Here is a 24335-nt window from a genome sequence, read left to right as displayed (position 1 = left end):
GCAATGACAAAGATCGACTTGGAGAAGCGTCGCCTTGCCGTGGCCGCACGCGGCGTCGGAGTGATGTGCAATTTTGCCGCCGAGCGCGCCGAGAACTCGACCGTTTGGGACACGGCAGGCCGCGCCTACACCGACTTCGCCGGCGGTATCGGCGTCCTGAACACCGGGCATCGCCATCCGACCGTCATGGCGGCGGTGAAGGAGCAGCTCGAGCGCTTCACGCACACCTGCTACCAGGTGGTGCCTTACGATTCCTATCTTTCCCTTGCGCAGCGCCTGAACGCCCTCGTGCCGGTGCGGGATGCGAAGACGATCTTCTTCACGACCGGTGCGGAGGCGGTGGAGAACGCGATCAAGATCGCGCGCGCGGCAACGCGCAGGTCCGGCGTGATCGCCTTCTCGTCAGCCTTCCATGGCAGGACACTGCTTGGGATGGCGCTGACCGGCAAGATCTCGCCATACAAGTCGGGCTTCGGTCCTTTCCCTGCCGAGGTCTACCACGCGCCCTTTCCATCGGATCTGCACGGGATATCCGTTGAGCAGTCGCTGGCGGCGATCGAAGGCATCTTCAAGTGCGACATCGAGTCGGAGCGCGTTGCGGCCATCGTGATCGAGCCGGTGCAGGGGGAGGGCGGCTTCAATGTCGCCCCGGTGGCGCTCATGACGCGCCTGCGCGAGCTGTGCGATCGGTACGGGATTCTCCTGATCGTCGACGAGATCCAGAGCGGCTTTGCGCGCACGGGCAAGCTCTTCGCGATGCAGCACTACGGGGTGGAGCCGGATCTCATCACCATGGCCAAGAGTCTCGCCGGCGGATTTCCTCTCTCGGCCGTCTCGGGCCGCGCGGCGGTGATGGATGCGCCGGCGCCGGGGGCCCTCGGTGGCACCTATGCGGGCAATCCGCTTGCGATCGCGGCGGCTCATGCGGTGCTTGACGTGATCGAGAAGGAGGATCTTTGCAGTCGCTCTGCCGAGCTCGGCAGCCAGCTGCGCGAGTTCCTTCAGGCGTTCGCCGTCTCGAATCCTGCCGTGGCTGAGGTGCGGGGCATCGGTTCGATGTTGGCCATTGAGTTCCGCGATCCAACGACGGGCGCCCCGAGCGCCGAGATCACGCGCTCCGTCCAGCAGGCGGCGCTGGCACGCGGGCTGATCCTGCTCACATGCGGCACTCATGCGAACGTAGTGCGTTTCCTGTATCCGCTCACGGTACCAGCGGCCCAGTTCGCAGCGGCACTGCAAACATTGAAGCTGGCGCTGACCGAGGCCGTGCCGGAGGCTGAGATCGAGGCTTGACCTACGGCGAGCCGGAGCTTGCCTTGCGCGCTCGGCGCGACGTCCGCACAACGTCATCAGGCCCATGCTCGGCTTCAAGATCTTCGATCTTGCGACCGTGACGATCGCCGGCATGGGCTTGCTGCATCGCATTCGCAAGGGCCGGTTCACTCTGGGCCGCCTGCGCGTTCACATGCCAAGCTGCACCGCTGCACCCGCAGTCTGGAACGCCGTACTTTCGGCCTGACCTTCGAGGCGCCTTTGCGCCCGCAGTTCGGCCGCGTCAGAAATTTGCGCCTGAGCTCCCCCGAAGTCGCTAGCAGCGCTACGTGGTGAGGGTTTGATCTGCGCCAAGTCCGCGAAAGGCGTGGCGCGGCAGCTTCGGCACTGGAATTGAGTGATGGATGGATAGCTGCCTCGAAATCGAACATCTTCAGATCCCGCCTGTGTTCGGTCGCTGCGTAGGGGTTACTACGGAGGCCGGGAGCCAGGCCCATCTCGCGCTTCGCTGCACAATCTATCAATCTCACTCCTCCGGCCGGGCGCAACATTTGCTAGTAGCGAAGGGCCATGATGCACAAGAGCTTCTCGACCCGCGACCTTCCGGAAAACCACGAGTTCGGCTATTGGCGCGACGTCATCGCCAACACCTACTTCAACCTCCAGTTATCGTTCCACGACGATCATCAGTTTGAGGGGCGCCTCGACTTCTGGGACCTGAATACAGTTCAGCTGTCGCGGCTCGAATCCAGCGGCCTCGTCTATCGCCGCCTGCGGCAGCATTGCAGTGCACAGGACCGTCAAGTGCTGGTGACGGTTCCGTTCAAGACCGATGTCGAGTTCTCGCAACTCGGTCGCACCACACGTTGCACGCCCGGCCAGTTCCTGCTCGAGCTAAGCGAAGAGCCTTATGACTTCGGGTATGGTCAGAACAACGCGATGTGGGTGCTCAAAGTGCCAGTCTCGGCGCTGAAGGCGCGCATCGGGGAGCCCAGCCGCTTCTGCGCGCGGCAGTACGACAGCCTGCAGGGCGTGGGCCGCCTGTTCAGCGACTACCTCCAACTGATGACGCGGCATTGCGAGATACCGCACGACAGCAACGTGCGAGCGCTGATGGGCACGCAGCTGATCGACCTGCTGGCGATCAGCCTGCAGCAGCACCCGGATGCGCTGCAGTCGTCGCAGTCGGCAGTGCGCGACGCGCACCTGGCGCGCATCGAGGCTCATGTGCGCCAGCATCTGTGCGACCCCGCGCTGTCGCCCGAACACATCGCACTGGCCTGCGGCATTTCGCTGCGCTATCTGCACCAGTTGTTCAAGGACACCGGTCAATCGGTGTCGCAATGGATCCGCGAACTGCGCCTGCAATCCGCCCACGAGTCGCTCAGCCGCGCAAAGGCGCAGACCTCGGTGGCGCAGATCGCCTATGCCGCGGGTTTCGGCGATCACGCCCAGTTCACCCACGCATTCCGCAAGAAGTTCGGACATGCTCCAAGCGACATGTTGCGACCATTGCGCGGGAAGTAGCCCTTGTGCCAATGGCGCCGCGGCGCTCATCCCTGCGCGACGGCGGCGAGCGCATCCTCGAAGATGTCGAGCCCTTCCTCGAGTTGATCGTCCGGAATGGTCAACGGCACCATCACGCGCACCACGTTACCGTAACTTCCGCAGGTCAGCAGCAGCAGGCCGCGCCGGGCCGCTTCGGTCTTCAATGCCGAGGCAATTTCGGGGGCGGGCCGATCGATGTCGCCCGTGTGGCAGAACTCGACGGCGGTCATCGCGCCCAGTCCGCGCACGTCTGCGATGCAAGGGTATGCCATCGCCATGCCACGCATCCGTGCGCGCAGGCGCTCGCCGATGACCCTACTGCGCTCGAGCAGCCCCTCGGACTCGATCGCCTCGAGCACTCCGAGCGCTGCCGCGCACGCCAGCGGGGCACCCGCGTAGGTGCTGCCCAGCCCGCCAGGCGGCACTGCGTCGATCACCTCGGCGCGGCCCAGCACGGCCGAGATCGGCGTGCCGCCGCCGAGCCCCTTGGCCAGCGTGATCAGGTCGGGCACGACGCCCGAATGCTCGACCGCGAACATACGGCCGGTGCGGCCGATGCCGGTCTGGATCTCGTCGGCGATCATCAAGATACCGTGGCGGTCGCACAAGGTGCGCAGCGCGACGAGGAAGCCCCCCGGCGCCGGAAGGTAGCCGCCTTCCCCCTGCACCGGCTCGACGATCAGCGCCGCCACCCGCGCCGCGTCGACGTGGTACTTGAACAACCGGTCAATTGCCGTCAAGCTGTCAGCCGCCGTGATGCCATGCACTTCGCTCGGATAGGGCACGTGGAAGACATCGGCCTGCAGCGGTCCGAAGCCCGACTTGTAGGGTTCCACTTTGCCGGTGAGCGCCATGGTCAGCAAGGTGCGGCCGTGAAAGCCGCCCTCGAAGGCGATGACCGCCTCCCGCCCTGTGGCGCGGCGCGCGATCTTGACGGCGTTTTCTACCGCCTCGGCGCCCGTGCTCATGAAAAAGGCCTTCTTGGGGCCCTCGCCGGGCGCCAATTCGCACAGCCGCTCGGCCAGCGCAACATAGCTCTCGTATGCCACCACCTGAAAGCAAGTATGCGTGAAGTGCTCTGCCTGCTCGAGCAGGGAGCGCATCACCCGCGGGTGACGATGGCCGGTGTTGACGACGGCGATGCCGGCGCAGAAGTCGATGTAGCGCCGGCCCTCGACATCCCACAACAGCGCGTTGTCGGCATGCGCCGCGAAAACCGCGTGCGCGTTGCCGATGCCACGCGCGATGCTGGCGTGCCGGCGCGTCATCAAGGCATGGTTGGAAGGCAGTGAAGTGGGGGCGGGGGTGAGGATGGCGTTCATATGTGATCGGCAGGTTTGATGTTGAAATGAGGAATTCACTTCTTCAGCAGCACGTCAAGCGGAACGGGCTTCGAGATCGTCCAGTTATCGACGATGGCGGGCTTGCCGTCCTTGATCTCGGCGATCAGCAGGCGCGCCTGGTTCTGGTGGTGAATTACATTGGTGAAGGTGCGCGACCCGAACAGTGTCGGCTCGGCGCGCATCTTTTCCAGTTCGGCGGTCACCTTGGCGGCATCTACGCTCTTCGCCCGTTCGACCGCCTTGGCCCAAACCTCGATCAGCGTGTAGCCGGGATAGACGTAGGTGCTCGACGGTCGCGCGCCGTACTTCTTGGCGAAAGCCTTGTTGAATTCCTCGACCTTCGGGTTTGGGTCGTCGCCATAGATCGATCCTTGCACCGGTACGACGAAGCTCGTCAGCCCCGGAACCGAATCCAGCCAGTAACTTCCGTCGACCGCCGCGCCGTTAAGGATCAGCGAGTTGATGCCGGCAGCGCGAATCTGCCGAACGGCGCTAGCTGCGCCCGGAATGTACGAGCAGAGCATGATCGCATCGGGCTCCTTGGGGAGCGCCTTGATGCGAGAGATCTGTGCGGCGATCGACGCGTCGGCGTTCTTGAAGGTGTCACGTCCGGTGATCGCCGTGCCTCCGAGCTGGTGGAACATCCAGTCAAAGCCGGTGCAGATGCCCTTGTTGTATTCGATTGTGGTGTCAAGCAGCACGAAGGCATTGCGCACATTGCGTTTGGTGTACGACCACTCGGCCATGGTCGCGCCCTGAACGGCCGCCAGCACCGACGAGCTGAAGGCGTACTTGCCCACCCCCTGGATGCCGGCCTTGACGTCCTCGGCACACAGGAAGAACGAGACCTTGCCCTTCTTCTGCGCCTCGAGTGCGGCAGGCGCACCGAAGTCGTAGTCGCAGCTCACCACGACCAGATCGGCGCCTGCGTCGAGCACCTCCAGGCCGGCTTTGGCGCTTTGCGCGCGGTCCGTCTTGGTGTCGGCCTCGAAGACCTTGATCTTGCGACCCAGCAGGCCGCCAGACGCGTTGACCTCGTCGATCTTCATCAATGCCGCGCGTCGCGCCGGCGTGTCGTAGGCTTCCATCCAGCCCGATTTGGCATTGGCAAAGCCGATGACGATGTCGCCTGACTGCGCGAACGAGCCGAATGTGATCGCGCCGAAGGCCAGCGTTGCCGCCAGCATGCGCATCGATTGCTTGAGTTTCATGGGGTTCTCCTCGAATGAACGAAACGCCCCGAGCGAACGGGGCAGACGGGATGGCACTCAGGCCGAACGATGGGTGGGATGAAATCCGAGACGGGTGCGCCGCGCTGCGGCGCGCCAGCCGAACTCGTGCAGCCCGACGAGGCCGCGCGGGCGACAGATCAGCGTGACGATCATGGCCAGACCGACCACGATCTCTTGGGTGCCGTTCGGTGCCTGAAGCATGAGTGAGCCGATGGCAAATCCCTTCTCGAGCTTGACGAGCAGCTCGATCAACAGCGAGATCGTGACGACACCGGTCACCGCGCCCGACAGGCTGGCCGCGCCGCCGACCACCAGCATGGCCAAGCAGATGAAGGTGCGCCCGAGGTAGTAAGCGTCGGGGTTGACCACACCGAGGAATTGCGCATCCAGCGCACCCGACAGCCCGCAGACAAAGGCGCTGAGGACGAAGGCCACCAGCAGCTGCCAATAGGCGTCGACCCCGCAACTGCGCGCGGCTACCGGCTCCTCGCGCACCGCACGCAAGGCAAGGCCGTGGCGCGACACCGCGTGCAGGTGGGCGACGACGATGGCGACGCAGGCGAAGCTCAGCGCTTCCCAGAGACTCACTGGCGTCGGGATGCCGACGATCGAACTGGTTCCCGCGGTCACCGAGTCCCAGTTGGAATAGACGACGTTGAAGATCGCCAGCAGCGAGAAGGTCGCGATCGACGCCGCGATGCCGACCAGGCGCAGGATCACGCTGCCCACAACCAGTGCCACCAGCGCCGCCAGCAGGGCCGACACCAACGAGGCCGGAATCCAGGGCAGCGCCGCGTGCTTCAGGAACGCGGGCAGGCCGGTCAGCACGTACTGCTTGATCCCCGGGTCCATTGAGGTCCAGGCCACGCCGTAGGCGCCGACCCCCATGAAGGCAACGTGACCGAAGCTAATCACGCCCGAATGGCCGATGAAGATGTAGAGCCCGACGACGGTGACGACGCGGATCAGCATCTCGGTCACGGTGCGTTGCAGGCCACCCGAGCCGAACAGACCGACCGCGGCGGCGATGGCGAGCAGGCCCAGGCACAGCACGACAGGCGCCGCGAGGCGACGATGGTTCATGGAAGAAGGCATGACAGGCTTTCGTATGACGGGGCTCAGATGCGCTGGCGCGCCGCGCCGGTGACGAACAGGCCGTGGGGCCGCCACAGCAGCAGCGCGATCACTGCCAGGTAGACGAAGGCGTCGCGGAAGGGCCTCGCGTCCAGCGGCAGTCCCGCCTGCAGTAGCGTGCTGGCGACGCCGATCAGCAGGCCGCCGAGCACCGCGCCCAGCAGGCTTCCCAGCCCGCCGATCACGGTGGCGACAAAAGCGATCAGCATCATTGGCGCACCCATGCGGATGTCGACCAGGCCGGTCTGATTGACCATCAGCAATCCGATCAGCGCGGCCAGTGCGCCGCTCATCGCGAAGGCAACCAGGATCACACGGTTGGCGCGAACGCCCAGGCCGCGCGCCATGTTGAAATCCTCCGCGGCGGCGCGCATCTCCAGGCCGATGCGCGTGCGCCTGAGCGTCCAGGCCAGGCCGAGCAGCAGCATGACCGCGATGCCCACCGTGAGCAGCTGCAGCGCTGGAACGCGCGCACCGAATAGCTCGACCGGCAGGTTCAGCGCAGGCCACAGGTTGACCGACTTCGGCCGGCTGCTGTGCAGCACCAGCAGGACGTTCTGGATGACGAAGCCGAGCGCGAACGAGGTGACCATGGTTGCCGCGGGCGCCGCGCGCCGCAGGTGGCGAAACACGAGCAGCTCGCACAGGACCGCCAGGAGGGCGCCGGTACCGATCACGCTGGTCACCAGCAGCGCCGTCGGCCAGGCGCCGACCAGCAGCGGGGCCACCGCCTCGGTGGTCGGCATCACCAGCACGAACACGGAGAAGGTGATGACGTCGCCGTGCGCGAAGTTGACCAGCCGCATCACGCCGAAGATCAGCGCGATGCCGAGGGCCCCCAGCGCGTAGAGGCTGCCCGTGCTGAGGGCGTCGAACATGTATTGCATCAGGGTGCTCATCGCCTCTCCTCAGGCCGCGGCCGCAAGGCCGAAATAGGCTTGCTGCATCGCCTCGGCCGAAAGCGATCTCGGGTCGCCTTCGAGCACGGCGCGGCCCTCGCGCAACATGACCATTCGGCCACCGGTCATGACGGCGCGGGTCGAGCTCTGCTCGACGATGAGCAGGCCGAGCCGGCGTTCGCGCCGCAGCCGCATCAGCGCCGCGTAGACTTGGTCGGTCACGTTCGGCGCGAGGCCGAGCGAAGGCTCGTCGATCGCCAGCAGCTTGGGCCCGGCCATAAGGCCGCGGGCGATCACCAGCATCTGCTGCTGGCCGCCGGACAGCAGGCCGGCCTGCGTGCCAGCGCGATCGCGCAGCATCGGAAAGAGGTCCATCACATAGTCGAGGTCGGCTGCCACCGCGGGCTTGTCGCGCCGCATGCCAGTGCCCACCCGCAGGTTTTCCAGCACCGTCATGGCGCCGAACACCTGGCGTCCTTCAGGCACCATCGACAAGCCCAGCGCGGCGATTGCCTCCGGCGCGCGCCCGCTGACCGGATGGCCATCCAACGCAATGCGCCCCGCCTCCAGCTTGACCAGTCCGGCCATCGCCTTCATCAGCGTCGATTTGCCGGCGCCGTTGGGCCCGGTGATCGTCAGTGTCTCGCCGGCCTCGAGCACGAGATCGAGGCCGCGCAGTGCGGCGATGCCACCGTAGCGTACCCGCAGGTCGCGTATTTCCAGCAGAGGCGTCATGCCGTCGCCCCCTCGTCGAGCTCGATGCTTCCGGCGCCGGCAGGGATGTCGGCCGCCGTGCCCATGTAGGCACGGCGCACTCGATCGCTGCGGTGGACGAGCTCAGGCTCGCCGGACTCGATGACCGCGCCGGAATCGAGCACCACGACTCGGCTACAAGTCGCGAGCACCATGCGGACGTTGTGTTCGATCAGAAGCACGCCGCAGCCCAGTTCGCACACCACCCGAGCGATGAGTTCGCGCAGCTCGCCGGCCTCGTGCTCGCTCATGCCGGCGGCTGGTTCGTCCAGCAGCAGGTAGCGCGGCCGGCCCATGATGGCGCGCGCGATCGCGACCCGGCGTTCGTCGGTATAGGTCAATGCGCCTGCCTGCCGACCAGCCAGGCCGCCGAGGCCCATCCAGTCGAGCAGCGCAAGCGCTTCGGCCCGCGCCGAACGGCGCGAGTCACCGAGTCCGAGGCCGCTGACTTCGAGGTTGTCGAGCACGCTGAGATCGCGGAACAGCCTGCCGCCCTGGAAGGTGCGCGCGACGCCTCGGCGGCGAAAGCCGACCGCGCCGACACCCGCGAACGATGCGCCGTCGAGCCGGACCTCGCCGCTCGTGGGCGGCTGGAACCCGCTCAGCACATTGACCAGCGTCGTCTTGCCGGCACCGTTGGGACCGATGAGGCCGATGATCGTCGCCGGCGGAACGCAGAGGTCGACCTGGCTCAGGGCGCGCAGCCCGTCGAAGGCGACGCTAACGCCGCAGGCTTGCAGCCCGGCGGGCATGGCGGGCATGGCAGCCATGCTTAATTCCGCGCACTGATGACGTAGCAGCCGGCCGCGTCCAGGCGTGCCTGCCAACCCGGCTGCACGACGATCGTCGTCGTCGGTTCCTCGATCACCGACGGCCCGTCGATGACATCCTCGGCGCCGAGGCGGGTCCCGTCGTAGACGGGCGTCTCGACCGGCGCCGCGTCGGCAGCGAAGATCATCCGCCGGCGTGTCCTGACGGCCCCGGCGGCATTCCCGCCCTTGGGCAGTTGCGCGGGGCTCAACGGCTCGGTCTTGCCGAAGACCGTCGTCTCGATGTTGACGATCTCAACCAGGCTGTCGGGCTCGTCGTAGGTGAACAGCTGCTTGTGAAGCTGGTGGAAGGCACTCTTGATCGAATCGATGGTGGCTGCGCTGACCGCGATGTCGCCGATGTCGACCGAGCATTCATGCACCTGCCCGACGTAGCGCATGTCGATGCTGCGCTTGAAAGCGATGCGGTCGCGCGTGATGCCCTCGGAGCGTAACGCAGCCGTTCCTTCGCGCTCCAATTCGACAAAGCGCTGTTCCAGCCGGGCTAGCTCGGCACGCTCGTCGAGCCGCATCGGCGTCGCCGCCATGTAGTTGTATTTCACGTCGGACAGGATCTGGCCGAAGGCGCAGAGGCCCGATGCCAACTTGGGCACCAGTACCGTGCGGATGCCGATCTCCCGGGCCAGCGCGGTGATATGCAGCGCGGTCGCGCCGCCGGCGCCGATGAGTGCGAAGTCGCGCGGGTCGTAGCCGCGCTCGATCGATACGCGGCGGATGCCGTTGACCATGTTGTTATTGACGATGCTGAAGATGCCGAATGCAGCCTTCTCGACCGTGATGCCCAAGGGCTCGGCCAGGTGCGTCGTGATCGCTTTGCGCGAGGCCGCGGCGTCGATCGCCAATCGACCGCCCAGCAGCGACTCGGGATTGAGGTAGCCGAGCGCGACGTTCGAGTCGGTCACGGTGGGCAGGGTGCCGCCGCGCATGTAGCAGGCCGGACCCGGGGTCGCGCCCGCCGATTGCGGGCCCACGTTGAGCACGCCCATGCCGTCTAACCAGCCGATCGAGCCGCCGCCGGCACCCAGGGTCTCTACCTGGATCATCGGCGTGCCGATGCGGTAGCGCAGGAAGTCGTGGTCCTTGGTGACGTTGGTCTTGCCCTGATGGGTCAGCGTGATGTCGAAGGAAGTGCCGCCCATGTCGACGGTAATGAAGTTCTCGAAGCCCAGCGGCTGAGCGACATGCCGTCCGGCCATCGGTGCCGAGGCCGGCCCGGAATTGATGGCGTTGACGGCGCGCGACACCATTGCGCCGCGCGAGGCCATGCCACCGTTGGACTGGAAGTAGCGCACCGGGATGCGCGTGCCCTGGTCCTGGAAGAACTTGTCAATGCGGGTGACATAGGCGTTGAGCACCGGGCCCAGGTAGGCGTTCACCACCGCGGTCGAGGTGCGCGTGTACTCGCGCATCTGCGGAAACACCTCGACGCCGACGGACACGTACGTATCGGGCAGCATCTCGCGCACGATTTCCGCCGCGCGACGCTCGTGCCGGTCGTTGGCCACGCTCCACAGGAACGAAACCGCCACCGCCTGCACGCCTTCACGCCTGAACAGCTCGCAGGCATCGTAAACATCCTGCTCATTCAGCGGCGTACGCACACTGCCGTCGCCGAGCACGCGCTCGCGCACAGGTGCGCGCAGATGGCGATCGACCAAGATCTGCGCGGGCGGATACGCATCGTCGTAACGATAGCCCTCCTCCTTGTGACCGAGGCGGATCTCCAGCGAGTCCTCGTGGCCGGCGGTGCAGATCAGACCGGTCTTGACGCCCTTGTGCTGGATCAGGGCGTTCAGGCCGACGGTGGTGCCGTTCACGCACAACTCGGTCTGCCCCAAGATGTCGGACATGGGTATGCCCAGCTTCTCGGCGATCTGCGCGAAGCCCTCGGCGATCGCCCGGGTGCCATCTTCGGGTGTCGAAGTGGCCTTGAACAGGTGGATATTGCCTTCGCGGTCGGCCAGCACGAAATCGGTGAAGGTGCCGCCGGCATCGACGCCAAGTCGATAGTTCATGGTTTGGTCTCTCGAGGTTGGGGGGTGCACTTCGCCAGGCCGAGGCGCCGTGGGCGCCGCGGATCGGACAGAAGACGAGGGCTTCAGTACTGCGCCTGGCGCGCGGGGGCCGGCCTGCCGGTCCAGGTGGCGGTGTCGACGATCACGCCGTACTCCTCCTCAGCGGCGGCCGTCGAGACGTAGCCGTTGCGCACGTCGTGGACCACCTTGTCGACGTCGCGTTCCAGGGCCTTGCCCCAGCCACCGCCCCCGGGGTTCACGGTGGAGACGCGCTGGCCCGGCCGGATCGTGAGGATGGCGTTCTTGCGCATCACCTCGACGACCTCGTCGCCCTCCTTGCGCTCGACGCGGCCGAGCTTGAGGGTCGGGCGTGCGCTCTGCGCACCCTCGGCGCCGAGCGCCGGATAGTGACGGCCTTCGCCGAAGCTGATCACGGTCATCTCGTGGTCGATTGGCTCGACCTCCCACGCGGTGGCGCAACCGCCGCGGTTCTTGCCAGCGCCGCCGCTGTCGGTGACGAGGCCGTAGCGGTGGATCTGAATCGGATATGAATGCTCGAGCACTTCGATGTCGCCGGAAGTCAGCGCCCCGAAGCAGCATTGCGGGCCCACCGAGTTCCAGCCGTCCAGATGCGCGGTGGCGCCCGCCCCCCCGATCAGCGAAGCCAGGACCATGGTCACGTATTCCTCGTTGTTGCGCGTGTCGCGACCAGCGATGTTGATGCCGCTGGAGTGGCACCAGGACCCTACCGCGCGCTCAGGCAACGCCTTCTCCAGGGCAAGGCGCACCGCATCGGCCAAAGTCTCCATCGGCGTGGTCGTGCAGTTCACGTGGGGCGCCGGCTCGGCGGCGTTGCACAGCGTGCCCTTGGGCCCGAGGTCAAGCTTGATACAGCGGTACAGGCCTTCGTTGTAGGGGGGTGCCACCTTGGCGAACATCATGACGCCGAGATACACGCCGGAGTGCGAGTTGCCCTCATAGCTGTTGATGAAATAGGGCACCTGCGGCGGGCTTTCGATGCGGATGTGGCAGTTGTCGCCCTCGATCTTCACGGTCGCCTTGATGCACAGCTCTCCCAGGCCGTGGCCTGCATCCTCCAACACCGCGCTGGCCTCGTAGCTGCCATCAGGCACGGACGCGATCAGTTCGCGCATGGAGCGCTCGGCCATGTCGAGCAGTACGTCGATGCAGGCCTGCACTTCCCTGACTCCGTACCTGTCGAGCAACGCGATCAGGTTGCGCTCGCCGATGGACACCGCGCCGAACTGCGCCTTCAGGTCACCCTCCCAATCGCGGCGCGAGCGCACGTTGGACAGCAGGAAGTTGATTACATCGTTGCGCGGCCGGCCCTTCTCCCACAGCTTGACCGGAGGGATGCGCAGCCCCTCGGCATAGATCTCCCTGGCGTCGGGGTTGTAGCCCGCGGGTACCGGGCCGCCGATGTCGGTGACATGGCCTTTGCAGACGCTCCAGAAGACCAGTTCGCCCTGGTAGAAGACCGGCTTGTACATGCAGCAGTCGAGGATGTGACTACCCATCATCACGGGATCGTTGTGATAGATCACGTCGCCCTCGTGGATGTCGTCGCCGAAGTAGGCGGAGACCGCCTTCATGGCCGGCATCAAGCCGCCGAGGTGGATCGGAATGTCCTGCCCCTGCAGGATCATCTCGGCGCGGTGGTTGAACAGCGCATTGCTGTAGTCGTGCGCCACATTGAAGACGCTGGAGCGCGCCGTCTTCTCGAGGGTCAGTGTCATTTCGCGCTGGGTGGTCTCCAGCGCGCCTCGCACGACGGCGAGGGTGATCGGATCGACTTTTCGAATTCGCATGTCCACGTGAATCTCCTGAAATGGCTCGGGGGCTGGGCCTGGTCTTTGCGCTGCGATGTTCGCTGCGTCGATGGCTGCAAATTTAGGCGTCGGCGCCCGCGTCTTCTTGTTGCTGAGTGCACAAGCCTTTGTGCGTGGGTGCAGATTCGGGTAAGTCCCCGGATGCCGTGCTCCGAGCCCTACACCAAACGTCGATGGGAACCGAGGTGGGTGGCTGCTCCTATGTCGTCCACCTGGGCAAGGCCGCCACGACATCGCAGCCGGGCTGGCGGAAGTCGTCGCCATCAGCTATGCCGCCTGCCCGCGCTGGTGGCCATTGAAGACACCTTCGTTCGATCCGTTCGTCTACCTGGGTGGCCCGATGAAGAGGGAACGTCATCCGTAGCGCCGGCACTGTGCTCTCAAGAAGCGAGCAATGGATGCAGGGTCAGCATGAGAGGGCTGATGGACTCGCTGCAACGAGCGTGCGAATGACGCGCTCAGCGCATGTGCACACAGCAGCGTCTATGCGCGTGCCGGAATGGCTTCGTTGAAGCAGGTTCGCAGCCATTGGAGGGATTCGTCCTGCTCGGTGCGAAGTGACCAGGCCAATTGCGTCCGGAATGGGGGAAGTTCCAGCGGCGCCGGGGCAAGGCGTAGCGCGCGTGCGAGGGCGGGCTGGCGAGACAGACCTGCGGGGCCCGTGTAGACCAGGCCGGTTCCGGCGAGCAGCGCGGGCACGGCGGCGAAGTGAGGCACGGTGAGGGCAATGCGACGGGCCAGGCCCCGTCGCGCGAGCGCCTCGTCGATGAGTCCCAGTGCATCCCCGCTGACCAGCACGTTCAGGTGCTCGGCGTCCAGATACTCCTGTTCCGAGCGCGGCGGACGCATCCCTGCGCCCACCATGCAAAGATAAGGCTCCTCCAACATCGGCATGCACGCGAGGTCCGCGGTGAGCGTGTTGAACACGCCCAGCGCGAGGTCCAGCTGTCCTGAACGCAGCATCGCAGGCGCATCGGAGCGTCCGGCGTGATGCAGGTGCAGACGCAGGGCCGGTGCCTCCCGCCGGATGCGTGCGAACACCGCCGGCAGGATGGCGACGGTCGCGTAGTCCGAGACGCCCAGGTGCACCGTGCGTTCTGTGCGGGTCGGGTCGAAGCGGCCGCCGTGCGCGAACAATCGGCTCGCCTGGGCCAGCAGCGAGCGCAGCTCGGGCAGTGCGGCCAGCGCAGACGGTGTGGGCTCCATTCGCCTTCCGTGCCGCACGAGGATGGGATCGCCGAACGCTTCGCGCAGCCGCGCGAGCGCATGGCTCAGCGCGGGCTGGCTCAGATGCAGGCGCCGTGCAGCCCGCGACACGCTGCCCTCCGCGACGACCGCCTCGAAGACAACGAGCAGGTTTAGGTCGATCCGGCGCAGGTTCATGGTTTCGCTGATCCATTCATTTTGTGCATGCCAGCGCCATCCGAAATCAGCATTTCCCAGGCATGGAGCCGCTCGCTAAGGTAGCACGCGTTCTGACAAGAAGAGGAGACACCCATGACGCTTCACGTGGCCGGCAAGCGGCGCCGGCAATTGATCACGTCAGCCGCCGGCCTGCTCGCCACCGGCGCGTTGCCGGCGTTGGCGCAAGCTTTTCCGGCGCGGGCGCTGAAGCTGGTCGTGCCGTTCGCGCCCGGCGGCTCCACGGACGCCATTGCCCGTCTGCTCGCCGAGAAGATGTCCACGGGGCTCGGGCAGCCCGTCATCGTGGACACCCGACCTGGCGCCGCCGGTGCGATCGCGACCGAGCAGGTGGCGAAGGCAGCCCCAGACGGCTATGCGCTGCTGCTCGCGACGACCAGCACGCACGCGCTGCTGCCCTTGGCCAATCCACGTCTGTCCTTCGATCCCGCGACGGCGCTGGCTTCCTTGGGGATGGTGGCGCGCGCGCCCAATGTGCTGGTCATCAGCCCCAGCGTGCCGGTGCGCAGCGTACAGGACCTGATCACACTGGCGCGCAGCCGACCTGGCGCCCTCAGCTTCGCCTCGAGCGGCAACGGTTCGATCACGCACCTGGTTGGCGAGTTGTTCAAGACCCGTGCCGGGATCGAGGCGGTGCACGTGCCTTACAAGACGGGCGTGCAGGCGCTGACGGACCTTGCGTCCGGCCAGGTGCAGTTCCAGTTCGACTCGATCGTCTGGACGTTGCCGCAGGCGCGCGCGGGCAAGCTGAAGGCCCTGGCCGTCACCGGCTCGTCGCGTTCGGCGCTCGCGCCGGAGCTGCCCACTCTCGCGGAGGCCGGGCTGCCCGGATTCGAAGGAGTCACGTGGTTCGGCTTGGCTGTTCCGGCCGGCACGCCACGCGAGATCGTCGCCCGGCTGCATGCTGAGCTGCAGCGCGCCTTGCAGGCTCCGGACATGCAGGAGCGCTTGGCGGCGCAGGGCGTAGAGCCTTCGCCGGGCACGCCGGAGGACATGGCCCGGCAGATGCGTGAGGACCGCGTGAAATGGGGCGAGGTGATCCAGAAAGCAGGAGTGAAATTCGAATGAATCGATTCCGTGAACTCGTCGCGAGCGAACGCCCGCTCGTCTTGCCGGGCGCGCATGATGCGCTTTCGGCGCTGCTGATCCGCGAGGCTGGCTTCAAGGCCTTCTTCATCGGCGGATTCCCGGTCGCCGGGGTCCGCTATGGCTGGCCCGACATCGGCCTGGCCGGGCTGCGCGATTTCGCCGAGGCCTACCGCGACATCCTGGAGGTCACCGATCTGCCGGTGCTTCTTGACGCCGACAATGGCTACGGCGACGTCAAGAACGTGGTGCACACGGTGCACACCCTGGAGCGCCTGGGCGCACAGGCCCTGTTCTTCGAAGACCAGGTGAGCCCCAAGCGCTGCGGGCACATCGCGGGCAAGTCGCTCGTCTCTGCGCAGGAGATGTGCGCAAAGATCCGCGCCGCGGCCGGCGAGCGCCTGCACCCGGACACCTTCCTGATCGCGCGAACCGATGCCCGCGAGGTGCATGACCTCGACGAAGCGCTGCGCCGCGGCGAGCAGTACCTGCGCGCGGGGGCCGATGGCCTGTTCATCGAAGCGCCAATGAGCGTCGAAGAGTTGGAGCGCATCGGGCGTGCCTTCGACGTCCCGCTGCTGGCCAACATGCTGGAAGGCGGCCGCACCCCCATCCTGCGCCCGGCTGAACTCGAGCAGCTCGGATTCCGCATCGTCATCTACGGCATCTCGCTGCTGATGTGCATCACGCGCACAATGCGCGAGACGCTGGCCGACATCGCAAGCGGCGAGCTGCGGCTGACCGGTTCCGGCGTGAGCTTCGAGGAGTACAAGAACCTGGTAGGCCTGCCCAAGTGGTCCCGGATCGAGGACCGCTATGTTTGAGGAAGAAGCGGGGGAGCGCATTTGCTGTTCGTGATCCATGCGCTCGACCGGCCAGGTGCGCTGCCGGTGCGGCTGGCGAACTACGACGCCCACAAGGTCTATCTCGCCGCCATGGAGGGCGAGGGCGTGAAGACCTTGGTGTCCGGGCCGCTGGTGGAAGACGACGGGCAGACCATGAAAGGATCACTGTTCGTTGTCGACGTGGTCGATCGCGCGGCCGCGGAATCCTTCCATACCCACGACCCTTTCTTCACCGCCGGTGTCTGGCAGGAGGCGACCATCACTGCTTATGTCAAACGTGTCGGCTAGACCTCGGCTAGACCAACAGTGCGAACGGAGACAGAACTATCTCCAAAACAATGTGACTAATCGGAACGCAGATCTCGCACTGCGCACGCTGTGGGAGTACGGCAAGGCATCGCCATTGTTGGAGCAACGGGCTTACAGGTAAGAGCCTACTCAGGTCGGATGCCATCGAAGGCGCTCTGCAGGAGTTGCCTGATCTCACCTCGCTGTGCCAAGCCTGCGTCTCGGGGGTTCCAGTACGGATTGCTCACTACGATGTCTGCCGCACGGTCGAGATCGTCCTCCTTCATGCCGATGTCGCGCGAAGACGTACGCGTGGTGGGGTCACGCGGCGCCGAAGACCTTGACGACCCGAGCGAGGGTCGTGTCAGTGCCGACGCGCATGTCCATCGGCTCGGTGCACAGCCACACCGCCTCCACGCGAATCATCGAAGCCAGTCGCGCAGCCAGGCCGTGCAATCCCGAGCGGCACTCGCTGGCCAGACGAGAGTGACCGTCGTGCCGCTACGCTGGAGCTCGATGCGGATGTCCCCCTCGATGGTCGGCGCCGGCAGCGCCAGCGGCACGAATGTAGGGCCGGGCATGGGCGCTTCTTGCGCCGGCGCGGCCTTGGGTTTCGGCGGCAACGCGCTCTCCGCGTCGATCCGTCGATCACCCATTTGCGCAGCATGTTCGCGTTCAAGCTATGCGCCAGTGCCACCGCCGCCATCGACACACCGGGGCGCATGCACTCCTGGATCACCGCTGCCTTGAACTCCGAGCTGTGCCGACGCCGACGACGCCGGCCCATCAAATCCATTCCGTAAGTGTCCATCTGTCCGCCTAACTTATGCGGACACGAGCCTCCTACAACGCCGACTCATATCAGCATCAACGTGTGTTCGCTGTCCCCTTACCAGGCAAGGCGCGAATGACGAAGAAATATGACGCGCCGCCGTCGCCAACCTGCCATAGGTACGGGCGGCGATCTCTCGTTTCGGGGCCAGTCCTCACGGCGCTTGGAGTGTTCCATAGGACACAAAGTGTCCTATAATGGCGTTCCTTTATCAGACCGGTGGATCGACCGTTATCAAGGAGCGTTTACATGCCCAATGCAGCAGCCCACCAACCGCAGCTCGGGGATCGGGAAGTCGTTCCTGCTTGGACGGGGGTCGTTCGACATCTGCACATCACGCCTCGAGCCTTCCTTCCCATGGAGTCGTTCGACGAGTTGACGCTCGTTGCCGGCAAGGGCATCGAGGGAGACCGGTACATGATCGGCCGGGAGTCCGGCTTCTACTCCCACAAGCCGGAGGAGGGGCGCCAGATTACGCTGTTCGAGATCGAGACTCTGGAAGCCCTGGCATGCGATGCAAAAATCCAGATGCTGCCCGAGGAGCACCGAAGAAACGTGACGGTACAAGGTGTGCCGCTCAATCACCTCGTCGGCCGCCGGTTCTGGGTTGGGGAAACTCTTCTTGAGGCCACCCGGCTGTCCACGCCGTGCCGTCACATCGAGGAGATCCTCGGGAAGGCAGTGTTCGATCCATTGATCAACAGATCAGGGCTCAACTGCCGAATTCTGAAGGGCGGTGTCATCCACGTGGGCGACGCTGTCCACGGGGCGTGATATGCCGAAGGCGATCAAACATCTTCAAGCTGTTGTTCGAGAAATCGATGAGCCTCTGCCGGGGGTCAAGCGGTTGGTACTGGCTGACCAGGACGGTTGGCGCTTGCCTGCCTTCAGGCCCGGAGCGCACATTGATCTCCATTTGGCCAATGGGCTCGTACGCACCTACTCGTTGTGCAATGACCCCGCCGACTGCAGGAGATACGTTATTGCGGTCAAGCGTGAGGAGGAGGGGCGTGGCGGGTCCCGCCACATACACGACGAGCTTCGTGCCGGCGAAGTCATCGGTGTTTCCGTGCCTCGAAGTGGGTTGGAGCTCTCGCCCACCGGGATGAACATCTTTGTCGCAGGCGGAATAGGCGTGACGCCGTTCGTTTCCGCGATTCTGGCGTTGGAGCGTGAAGGAAAGACAAACTACGAGCTGCACTGGGCAAGCATGGGCCATCCGAGCCTGATCGATATGCTGGAGCCAGCGGTCAAGGGCGGACGTGTCCATCTGTACAACACGCTCGAGGTAAGTCCGCCCGACATCAAATCCCTCTTGGGAGCCTTTGGTCAAGATGCGAAGGCATTTTGCTGCGGGCCCACGGGGATGCTCGATGCATTCGAGTCCGCTGTCGCTGAATGGCCCGAAAGCCGAAAGCATGTGGAGCGATTCACCGCGCCGAAGTTAGTTCCCACCCTGAACGCACAACCCTACAGTGTGGTGCTGGCCAAGAGCGGACGTGAGATGGAGGTCCGGCCTGAGATGGGCCTTCTGGCCACCTTGGAAGCGATGAACGCTGATATCTCGGTGTCGTGCGCCGGTGGCATCTGCGGTGCATGCCGTACGCGCTGGATCGAGGGGCCGCCGATCCATCACGACCGGGTCCTGAGTCCTCAGGAGCGCGCGCATGAAGTGATCGTGTGCGTTGCGCAGTGCGCAGGGCCGCGCCTGATACTCGATCTATAGGCCGTGGTTCTGGAAAGCAGCACGCATGCCGCGGCCAATCTTGGTCGGGACGATGGATGACACACTCGTGCCAGAATCGAGCCCCCCAGCAATTTTCAGCGGGGCTCGGGCAGCAGATCGGGCTGCCGGGTTACCCGTTCAAGGCCTTGGCACTACATCTCAAGTACCTGCGCGTCCAAAGCGGACTGACGTTAGAGAATCTGGCTCGAGATTCAGGGCTGACGCGCAGCTATTTATCCAAGATCGAGCGAGGCGTGTCCACGCCATCGATCGAGTCCGCACTCAATATCGCGAAGGCGCTGGGTGTGACGGTGGACCGGCTCTTTGGGCAACAGCCGGAGGAGGACGTCGTTTCGATTGTCCGCGGTAATGGGACCATTGCCGGAGATCCGACTACGCATCTGTCGCTGGTTGCGGGCCTTCGCAACGATCGCGTGATGCGGGCATTCATCGTGAGGCCAGGGAAAATCCAGAAGCGCGGTCGGATCATGAGTCACCATGAAGGCGAAGAGATCCTCTTTGTTCTGACCGGCCACATCGAGATGCAAATCGGGGCACGCAAGGAGCGCCTGGAGCCCGGCGACTGCGTGCAGTTCGATTCCACGATTCCACACAAGTTGACCGCGCTCACTGACGAGCCGGCCTCGGCGCTTGTCGTGATTGCCGCCACTACATAGGTTTGGAAGAGGCACGGTTCGCTCGGGACTGCTGGACGTTGTCCCGACTCCATCCCTGATTCGCGGCCTCAACTAGGCGGCGGTCAGCACCCCGTCCGAGGAGAATCGCTTCAGCGTTGGCGCCGACTTCAACGCTGCTCCGGTGAGTTGCTGCACGGATTCAAGTGATGCGCCCTGAAAAAGCGCCTGCACGACGAATCCATCGCTGGTGACGTCCATGATCGCCAAGTTCGTGAATACCTTGGCCACAACCCCCACCGCCGTGAGCGGCAAGGTGCAACGCTCGACCAGGCGCGGCTGGGCGTCGCGGGTGGTGTGCTCCATCATCACCCATATCTGCTTCGCTCCCACTGCGAGATCGATGGCGCCACCGATTGCTGGAGGGGCACCGCGTAGATCGCCAGTGGTCCAGTTGGCCAAGTCGCCGTTCTGGGAAACCTGGAACGCACCCAGGATGGCGATGTCGAGGTGCCCTCCGCGCATCATCGAGAACGACAAGCTCGAGTCGAAGAAGGATCCGCCACGGGCGAGCGTGACGGGCATCTTCCCGGCATTGATCAGGTCCAGGTCCTCGTTCCCGTCGGCCGGCTTGGGCCCGACGTTGAGGATGCCGTTCTCGCTGTGAAGCATGACCGAGGTATCGGAAGGAAGGTAGTCCGCGACACTTGTCGGCGCTCCGATCCCGAGGTTGACGAAACCTTCTTTGGGAAGGTGGTTCGCAACCAGGCGTGCGAGTTCCATTCTGGATAACGAGTTCATGCTTGCCTCGAGAGGAATACGCGGTCGACAAAGATGCAGGGGGTAACGATGCCCTCGGGGTCGAGTTCACCAGGATCCAGGAGTTCGTCGACCTCCACCGCGACCACCTCACCGGCGGTAGCCATCACGACCGAGTGATTTCGTGCCGTCTTGTTGTAGTTCAAGTTGCCGAGGACATCGGCTTGTCGGCCCTTCAGCAGCGAGAACTGAGCGCGCAACGGCGTCTCCAGAAGGAACTCACGGCCATCGACCACGATCTTTTGTTTGCCCTTTTCGAACACGGTGCCGACGCCCGTAGGAGTCAGGAATCCGCCAAGGCCCGCGCCCCCGGCCCTGATACGTTCGACCAGCGTGCCCTGTGGAACCAACTCGAGTTCCACCTCGCCGGCTCGGTATTGATCAGCGAACACATCCGCACTTCGCGGATAGGAGCAGACGATCTTCCGGACGATGCGCGCACCGAACCATAGCGAGAGGTCTTGGCCACCCGAGCCTGCGTTGTTGGAGATGACGGTCAGTTCGCGCACCCCCAGGTCCAGGACGGCCTTGATCATTCCGCGCGGAACCCCGGCGCCGCCGAAGCCACCAACCATCACCGTGTCTCCGTCGCGCAAACCACCGACGGCGGCGTTCGCATCCTTGACGACCACATTTCTCATGGATGAAATTCCTTTTGCACGGGCGAAGGCCCGTATTCCTTTGCCAAGCCCTTGGCTATTCGGTCAAGCAGCATCTGGCTGGTCCCGTCGCCGAATGCTGCCAGTCGTGTTTCGCTCGACAGCATGGCGAGGCGATGGTCGGCGCTCGCCCCGGTAGCGCCCATCGCACGTTGGCACTGGTCGAGCCCCCAGGCAGCGATGTCGACTGCGAACTTCTTCGCCTGTGCGGCCAGCGTCAGCGCCGCCATTCCTGTTTGCACGGCGATCGCTGCGCGCAGGACGAGCGCATTGGCTGCCTCCAGGCGCAGGGAGACTTCTGCGAGTTCCCATCCGAAGCCCTGGTGCCTGAGCAGCGGCTTGCCGAAGGCTTGCCTTGTTTCCGCGTAGCCAACCGCTTCTGCCAAGGCTGCCCTGGCAGACGCCACGCACATCGCCGCGACGTGAACGCGTGCTGCGTTGACAGATGCCATGGAAGACCTGAACGCCTGCCCCGGCGGGTTGAAGAGACACCAGTCGGGAACGAAATGATCCTGGAAGATCAGGGACGCCAGCCGGAAGGATCGGGCACCCGGCATGACAAGCTCTTCCCTGCGAAGCGTCGGTCCGTCGGCCAGCGGAACCAGAAAAGAGGCAATATCGCCGGCTTCCTCGCCGACAGGATCAACTCTCGCAAGCAGGTTCGCGCACTGGATGATCAAACCGTTGGTGACCCACGACTTCGTGCCACTGATCAGCCACCCGCCGTCCACGCGCCGTGCCCTTGTCTTCAGTGCAGCCAGATCGCTTCCGCCGTCGGGCTCCGACATGGCGGCGGCGCACAGCATTCGCCCGCTCAGCATGCCGTCGAGGAACTCAGCACGTTGCTTCTCGGAGCCGTGGCGCGCAACGCGTGTCACGGAACCCTGCAGATTGTTGATGGCGAAGGCAGCGGCAAACCCATGTTCCGCCATCGTTTGCGCAACGCGGATCTTGCAGAGAAATGAAACATCGTGGCCGCCGAGTTCCCTTGGCGCTTGAAGTCCCAGGAACCCTTCCTTTGCCCACCTGTCGATCCATGAGACATCGTAGGCGCGACCCTGCGTGTGGGACTCCAGGAGGTGAGCGCTGAACTCACCGCGGCAGAAGTCGCTTGCGGCCTCCACGAGCGCTCGCTCCGCCGCGGATAGTCTCTCGTCGTAGAGGTCGTAGAAGTTCATCGGAATCGACTGCTCTGTTAGTCGCTCAGCGGGCCAAGGGAGTCTTCAAAGATTTCGACCAATCGTTCCAGAACACGATCTCCTTGGCCACCTGCCTGGTGTACAGATCAGGTGTCGACTCCTTCACCGGAACGGCGCCGAGCGTCTCCAGCTGCGCCAGGAAGTCGGGACTCGTCACCACCTTGTCCAGTGCCATCGCTATCTTCTGGATGATTGCGCTCGGCGTGCCAGCAGGGGCCGCAATGCCGAACCAAGGGGAAAGGTCTATGGGCTTGCTTCCGGCTTCCTGCAGTGTCGGAAGATCCGGGAATGCGGGCGAGCGCTCCGGCGCGGCGACCGCAAGCGCCTTGATCTTTCCGGCGCGGATGTGCTGGGCGACTGTCGCCTCGGTGAAGAAGCCGACCTGTACCACGCCGGCCATGAGGTCGGTGATGGGCTGCGCACCGCCCTTGTAGTTCACAAAGGTAAGCTGCGTGCCATTGCGCGCGTCGAAAAGCGTTCCGCCGATATGCGACGTAGCGCCGAAAGTGCCCCCGAAGTTCAGCTTGCCGGGGTTCGCCTTGGCGAAGGCGATGAGTTCCTTGATGCTGTTGACCGGCACGTCGGGATTCACAACGACGAGATTGCGCTGCTTGGCGACATTCCTGATATAGGCGAAGTCCTTAAGCTGGTCATAGGAAAGCGTCGGGTTCAGAGCTTGACCGCGCGTCTGCGAGGACTCCACCGCAACGAGCAGGGTATAGCCGTCCGGCTTCGACTTGGCTACAGCGTCGGCGCCGATGACACCGCCGGCGCCGGCGCGGTTGTCAATGACGATCGTGCCATTGAGTTCCTTGCCCAGTGCTTGTGCGATGACGCGGGCAATGATGTCCGTGGGCCCACCGGGCGGGAAACCCGCAACGAGCTTGATCGGCTTCGACGGATACGGCTCGTCCGCCAGCGCCGGTGCGATAGCCAGGCAGGCGACGCTGGTGGCGACAAGCCATTTTCTGATTGAGTTGAGCTTCATGGGGCTTCCTTCTGCAAAGGTGAGGAGGTGATGGAAGTATTGCGGTCAAGGACACTTTGTGTCAATAAGGACACGTCCTAGGATTTGCGAGCAAGAGTCGGGCCCAGGATGAAACTGGCGAAATCATGGATCCTCACGCCCGTTTCTCTGCGACGAACGCAACCTGCACAGTGTCAGGGCGTGTATGGGCGCATGTTGGTGCAATTCTTGAGGGATGTGCGCCCGCCTGGAAAAAACGGTGGATACTTCCTAATCGATCGGTCTAGAATTGCCGAATGAACGAAAAACCTAAGGTGGCCGTGGCGCGCGGACGGCGACCGTCTCCGGCATATGCGGCGACGCGCGATGTGCTGATCCGATGCGGGATGGAGCTGCTCACCGAGCAGGGTTTCAGTTCGACGGGCCTGGATGCCGTGCTGAAGCGGGCGACTGTGCCAAAGGGCTCGTTCTATCACTACTTCGCGAACAAGGATGCGTTCGGAGCGGCAGTGATGGACGCCTATGACGACTACTTCAAGCAAAAGCTCGATCGGTGGTTGTTGAACCAGGAACGCGCACCGCTTGATCGACTTGCCGACTTCATCGCCGATGCATCCAGAGGCATGCGCAAACACCGCTTCACGCGAGGATGTCTGGTCGGCAACCTGAGTCAGGAGCTGGGTGCCCTTCCTCCGGATTTTCGCGAACGCCTCGACGCCATTCTTGTCGGTTGGCAGGAGCGGGTGGCGCGCTGCCTCAAGGAGGCGCAGGCCGCAGGGGCTATCCCCGGAACGTTGAACGTCGAGCAGCTCGCGGAATTCTTCTGGATCGCGTGGGAAGGGGCGGTGCTTCGGGCCAGGCTTGTTCAGTCGGACCGCCCCCTGGTGACGTTCATCGAAGCATTTTTGTCTAGCCTGGGTGTACGCGCTCAGGCCTCGCCCCGCAATGAAGCGGATCACTAATCTCTTGTTGGAACGAAAA

General features: G+C 64.5%; 24 protein-coding genes. 10 read left to right on the top strand and 14 right to left on the bottom strand.

What is annotated here, in order from left to right:
* Window positions 1-3 precede the first annotated feature (3 nt).
* The 3 genes from gabT (ACSQ9I_RS38785) (at window position 4) to ACSQ9I_RS38775 (ending at window position 2799) form a co-directional block, all read left to right on the top strand.
* Complete coding sequence (gabT, locus tag ACSQ9I_RS38785; RefSeq protein WP_436317552.1) at window positions 4-1293, top strand: 4-aminobutyrate--2-oxoglutarate transaminase; 1290 nt, start codon at window positions 4-6, stop codon at window positions 1291-1293.
* A gap of 64 nt (window positions 1294-1357) precedes the next feature.
* Window positions 1358-1519 (top strand): hypothetical protein, encoded by a 162-nt coding sequence (locus ACSQ9I_RS38780; RefSeq protein ID WP_436317220.1) that lies wholly within the window; start codon window positions 1358-1360, stop codon window positions 1517-1519.
* Window positions 1520-1842: 323 nt separating this feature from the next.
* A complete protein-coding gene (locus tag ACSQ9I_RS38775; protein WP_436317219.1) occupies window positions 1843-2799 on the top strand; it encodes a helix-turn-helix domain-containing protein in 957 nt (318 codons plus the stop codon).
* Between the two features lie 26 nt (window positions 2800-2825).
* Here ACSQ9I_RS38775 and gabT (ACSQ9I_RS38770) read toward each other — a convergent pair whose 3' ends face one another.
* The 9 genes from gabT (ACSQ9I_RS38770) to ACSQ9I_RS38730 form a co-directional block, all read right to left on the bottom strand.
* Entirely contained in the window at window positions 2826-4142 is a 1317-nt protein-coding gene (gene gabT / locus ACSQ9I_RS38770) for a 4-aminobutyrate--2-oxoglutarate transaminase (RefSeq protein ID WP_436317218.1), read from the bottom strand.
* 35 nt (window positions 4143-4177) lie between these two features.
* On the bottom strand, window positions 4178-5374 hold the full coding sequence (locus ACSQ9I_RS38765) for an ABC transporter substrate-binding protein (protein ID WP_436317217.1): 1197 nt from the start codon (window positions 5372-5374) through the stop codon (window positions 4178-4180).
* A 57-nt stretch (window positions 5375-5431) separates the two neighbouring features.
* Complete coding sequence (locus tag ACSQ9I_RS38760; RefSeq protein ID WP_436317216.1) at window positions 5432-6448, bottom strand: branched-chain amino acid ABC transporter permease; 1017 nt, start codon at window positions 6446-6448, stop codon at window positions 5432-5434.
* A gap of 65 nt (window positions 6449-6513) precedes the next feature.
* Window positions 6514-7428, bottom strand: coding sequence for a branched-chain amino acid ABC transporter permease (locus ACSQ9I_RS38755; RefSeq protein ID WP_436317215.1), 915 nt, complete (start codon window positions 7426-7428; stop codon window positions 6514-6516).
* Between the two features lie 9 nt (window positions 7429-7437).
* A complete protein-coding gene (locus ACSQ9I_RS38750) occupies window positions 7438-8163 on the bottom strand; it encodes an ABC transporter ATP-binding protein (protein ID WP_436317214.1) in 726 nt (241 codons plus the stop codon).
* A complete protein-coding gene (locus tag ACSQ9I_RS38745; protein WP_436317213.1) occupies window positions 8160-8951 on the bottom strand; it encodes an ABC transporter ATP-binding protein in 792 nt (263 codons plus the stop codon). The genes ACSQ9I_RS38750 and ACSQ9I_RS38745 overlap by 4 nt, the downstream gene beginning before the upstream one ends.
* Before the next feature lie 2 nt (window positions 8952-8953).
* Entirely contained in the window at window positions 8954-11026 is a 2073-nt protein-coding gene (gene capA, locus ACSQ9I_RS38740; RefSeq protein WP_436317212.1) for a caprolactamase subunit alpha, read from the bottom strand.
* An 83-nt stretch (window positions 11027-11109) separates the two neighbouring features.
* Complete coding sequence (gene capB / locus ACSQ9I_RS38735) at window positions 11110-12855, bottom strand: caprolactamase subunit beta (RefSeq protein ID WP_436317211.1); 1746 nt, start codon at window positions 12853-12855, stop codon at window positions 11110-11112.
* A 504-nt stretch (window positions 12856-13359) separates the two neighbouring features.
* On the bottom strand, window positions 13360-14259 hold the full coding sequence (locus ACSQ9I_RS38730) for a LysR family transcriptional regulator (RefSeq protein ID WP_436317210.1): 900 nt from the start codon (window positions 14257-14259) through the stop codon (window positions 13360-13362).
* Window positions 14260-14373: 114 nt separating this feature from the next.
* Between ACSQ9I_RS38730 and ACSQ9I_RS38725 the strand changes: the two genes are divergently transcribed.
* Genes ACSQ9I_RS38725 through ACSQ9I_RS38715 form a run of 3 tightly spaced genes read left to right on the top strand, consistent with a single transcriptional unit; the run spans window position 14374 to window position 16517 of the window.
* Window positions 14374-15366: a Bug family tripartite tricarboxylate transporter substrate binding protein gene (locus ACSQ9I_RS38725; protein ID WP_436317209.1), complete on the top strand. Its 993-nt coding sequence runs from the start codon at window positions 14374-14376 to the stop codon at window positions 15364-15366.
* Window positions 15363-16208 carry an isocitrate lyase/PEP mutase family protein gene (locus ACSQ9I_RS38720; protein WP_436317208.1) on the top strand — a complete coding sequence of 282 codons (846 nt, stop codon included), beginning with the start codon at window positions 15363-15365 and terminating at the stop codon, window positions 16206-16208. The genes ACSQ9I_RS38725 and ACSQ9I_RS38720 overlap by 4 nt, the downstream gene beginning before the upstream one ends.
* Window positions 16209-16238: 30 nt before the next feature.
* Entirely contained in the window at window positions 16239-16517 is a 279-nt protein-coding gene (locus ACSQ9I_RS38715; protein ID WP_436317551.1) for a YciI family protein, read from the top strand.
* Window positions 16518-16939: 422 nt separating this feature from the next.
* Here the strand turns inward: ACSQ9I_RS38715 and ACSQ9I_RS38710 are convergent, their stop codons facing one another.
* Window positions 16940-17098 carry a hypothetical protein gene (locus ACSQ9I_RS38710; RefSeq protein WP_436317562.1) on the bottom strand — a complete coding sequence of 53 codons (159 nt, stop codon included), beginning with the start codon at window positions 17096-17098 and terminating at the stop codon, window positions 16940-16942.
* 500 nt (window positions 17099-17598) lie between these two features.
* On the opposite strand from ACSQ9I_RS38710, the gene ACSQ9I_RS38705 reads away from it, so the two are divergent.
* Genes ACSQ9I_RS38705 through ACSQ9I_RS38695 form a run of 3 tightly spaced genes read left to right on the top strand, consistent with a single transcriptional unit; the run spans window position 17599 to window position 19752 of the window.
* The gene (locus ACSQ9I_RS38705; RefSeq protein WP_436317207.1) at window positions 17599-18123 is read left to right on the top strand and encodes an MOSC domain-containing protein; all 525 of its coding nucleotides are present in this window, start codon (window positions 17599-17601) and stop codon (window positions 18121-18123) included.
* Between the two features lies 1 nt (window position 18124).
* On the top strand, window positions 18125-19075 hold the full coding sequence (locus ACSQ9I_RS38700) for a PDR/VanB family oxidoreductase (RefSeq protein WP_436317206.1): 951 nt from the start codon (window positions 18125-18127) through the stop codon (window positions 19073-19075).
* Window positions 19076-19131: 56 nt separating this feature from the next.
* A complete protein-coding gene (locus ACSQ9I_RS38695; RefSeq protein WP_436317205.1) occupies window positions 19132-19752 on the top strand; it encodes a helix-turn-helix domain-containing protein in 621 nt (206 codons plus the stop codon).
* Between the two features lie 72 nt (window positions 19753-19824).
* Here ACSQ9I_RS38695 and ACSQ9I_RS38690 read toward each other — a convergent pair whose 3' ends face one another.
* From ACSQ9I_RS38690 to ACSQ9I_RS38675, 4 genes are read right to left on the bottom strand one after another with little or no spacing between them, the layout of a single operon-like run.
* Window positions 19825-20511, bottom strand: coding sequence for a 3-oxoacid CoA-transferase subunit B (locus ACSQ9I_RS38690; protein ID WP_436317204.1), 687 nt, complete (start codon window positions 20509-20511; stop codon window positions 19825-19827).
* Window positions 20508-21170: a CoA transferase subunit A gene (locus tag ACSQ9I_RS38685; protein WP_436317203.1), complete on the bottom strand. Its 663-nt coding sequence runs from the start codon at window positions 21168-21170 to the stop codon at window positions 20508-20510. The genes ACSQ9I_RS38690 and ACSQ9I_RS38685 overlap by 4 nt, the downstream gene beginning before the upstream one ends.
* Window positions 21167-22366 (bottom strand): acyl-CoA dehydrogenase family protein, encoded by a 1200-nt coding sequence (locus ACSQ9I_RS38680; protein ID WP_436317202.1) that lies wholly within the window; start codon window positions 22364-22366, stop codon window positions 21167-21169. Before ACSQ9I_RS38680 ends, ACSQ9I_RS38685 begins: the two co-directional genes overlap by 4 nt.
* Window positions 22367-22391: 25 nt before the next feature.
* A complete protein-coding gene (locus ACSQ9I_RS38675; RefSeq protein ID WP_436317201.1) occupies window positions 22392-23375 on the bottom strand; it encodes a Bug family tripartite tricarboxylate transporter substrate binding protein in 984 nt (327 codons plus the stop codon).
* A 275-nt stretch (window positions 23376-23650) separates the two neighbouring features.
* Here ACSQ9I_RS38675 and acuR point away from each other — a divergent pair, with 275 nt between their 5' ends.
* Window positions 23651-24316, top strand: coding sequence for an acrylate utilization transcriptional regulator AcuR (gene acuR / locus ACSQ9I_RS38670; protein ID WP_436317200.1), 666 nt, complete (start codon window positions 23651-23653; stop codon window positions 24314-24316).
* The last annotated feature ends 19 nt before the right edge of the window (window positions 24317-24335 follow it).

The organism is Variovorax sp. LjRoot84 (assembly GCF_964254305.1).
Classification (GTDB): domain Bacteria; phylum Pseudomonadota; class Gammaproteobacteria; order Burkholderiales; family Burkholderiaceae_C; genus Variovorax.
This window is presented reverse-complemented; position numbering and strand designations above follow the sequence as displayed.

What these genes read in the sequence shown, in the direction of transcription:
- capA (WP_436317212.1), bottom strand. Translation starts at nt 11,026, where the DNA reads ATGAACTATCGACTTGGCGTCGATGCCGGCGGCACCTTCACCGATTTC.
- ACSQ9I_RS38700 (WP_436317206.1), top strand. Translation starts at nt 18,125, where the DNA reads ATGCCGAAGGCGATCAAACATCTTCAAGCTGTTGTTCGAGAAATCGAT.
- ACSQ9I_RS38680 (WP_436317202.1), bottom strand. Translation starts at nt 22,366, where the DNA reads ATGAACTTCTACGACCTCTACGACGAGAGACTATCCGCGGCGGAGCGA.
- gabT (WP_436317552.1), top strand. Translation starts at nt 4, where the DNA reads ATGACAAAGATCGACTTGGAGAAGCGTCGCCTTGCCGTGGCCGCACGC.
- acuR (WP_436317200.1), top strand. Translation starts at nt 23,651, where the DNA reads ATGAACGAAAAACCTAAGGTGGCCGTGGCGCGCGGACGGCGACCGTCT.
- ACSQ9I_RS38675 (WP_436317201.1), bottom strand. Translation starts at nt 23,375, where the DNA reads ATGAAGCTCAACTCAATCAGAAAATGGCTTGTCGCCACCAGCGTCGCC.
- ACSQ9I_RS38710 (WP_436317562.1), bottom strand. Translation starts at nt 17,098, where the DNA reads ATGCCCGGCCCTACATTCGTGCCGCTGGCGCTGCCGGCGCCGACCATC.
- ACSQ9I_RS38720 (WP_436317208.1), top strand. Translation starts at nt 15,363, where the DNA reads ATGAATCGATTCCGTGAACTCGTCGCGAGCGAACGCCCGCTCGTCTTG.
- ACSQ9I_RS38730 (WP_436317210.1), bottom strand. Translation starts at nt 14,259, where the DNA reads ATGAACCTGCGCCGGATCGACCTAAACCTGCTCGTTGTCTTCGAGGCG.
- ACSQ9I_RS38725 (WP_436317209.1), top strand. Translation starts at nt 14,374, where the DNA reads ATGACGCTTCACGTGGCCGGCAAGCGGCGCCGGCAATTGATCACGTCA.
- ACSQ9I_RS38765 (WP_436317217.1), bottom strand. Translation starts at nt 5,374, where the DNA reads ATGAAACTCAAGCAATCGATGCGCATGCTGGCGGCAACGCTGGCCTTC.
- ACSQ9I_RS38745 (WP_436317213.1), bottom strand. Translation starts at nt 8,951, where the DNA reads ATGGCTGCCATGCCCGCCATGCCCGCCGGGCTGCAAGCCTGCGGCGTT.
- ACSQ9I_RS38690 (WP_436317204.1), bottom strand. Translation starts at nt 20,511, where the DNA reads ATGAACTCGTTATCCAGAATGGAACTCGCACGCCTGGTTGCGAACCAC.
- ACSQ9I_RS38780 (WP_436317220.1), top strand. Translation starts at nt 1,358, where the DNA reads ATGCTCGGCTTCAAGATCTTCGATCTTGCGACCGTGACGATCGCCGGC.
- ACSQ9I_RS38685 (WP_436317203.1), bottom strand. Translation starts at nt 21,170, where the DNA reads ATGAGAAATGTGGTCGTCAAGGATGCGAACGCCGCCGTCGGTGGTTTG.
- ACSQ9I_RS38750 (WP_436317214.1), bottom strand. Translation starts at nt 8,163, where the DNA reads ATGACGCCTCTGCTGGAAATACGCGACCTGCGGGTACGCTACGGTGGC.
- gabT (WP_436317218.1), bottom strand. Translation starts at nt 4,142, where the DNA reads ATGAACGCCATCCTCACCCCCGCCCCCACTTCACTGCCTTCCAACCAT.
- ACSQ9I_RS38695 (WP_436317205.1), top strand. Translation starts at nt 19,132, where the DNA reads ATGACACACTCGTGCCAGAATCGAGCCCCCCAGCAATTTTCAGCGGGG.
- ACSQ9I_RS38755 (WP_436317215.1), bottom strand. Translation starts at nt 7,428, where the DNA reads ATGAGCACCCTGATGCAATACATGTTCGACGCCCTCAGCACGGGCAGC.
- ACSQ9I_RS38705 (WP_436317207.1), top strand. Translation starts at nt 17,599, where the DNA reads ATGCCCAATGCAGCAGCCCACCAACCGCAGCTCGGGGATCGGGAAGTC.
- capB (WP_436317211.1), bottom strand. Translation starts at nt 12,855, where the DNA reads ATGCGAATTCGAAAAGTCGATCCGATCACCCTCGCCGTCGTGCGAGGC.
- ACSQ9I_RS38775 (WP_436317219.1), top strand. Translation starts at nt 1,843, where the DNA reads ATGATGCACAAGAGCTTCTCGACCCGCGACCTTCCGGAAAACCACGAG.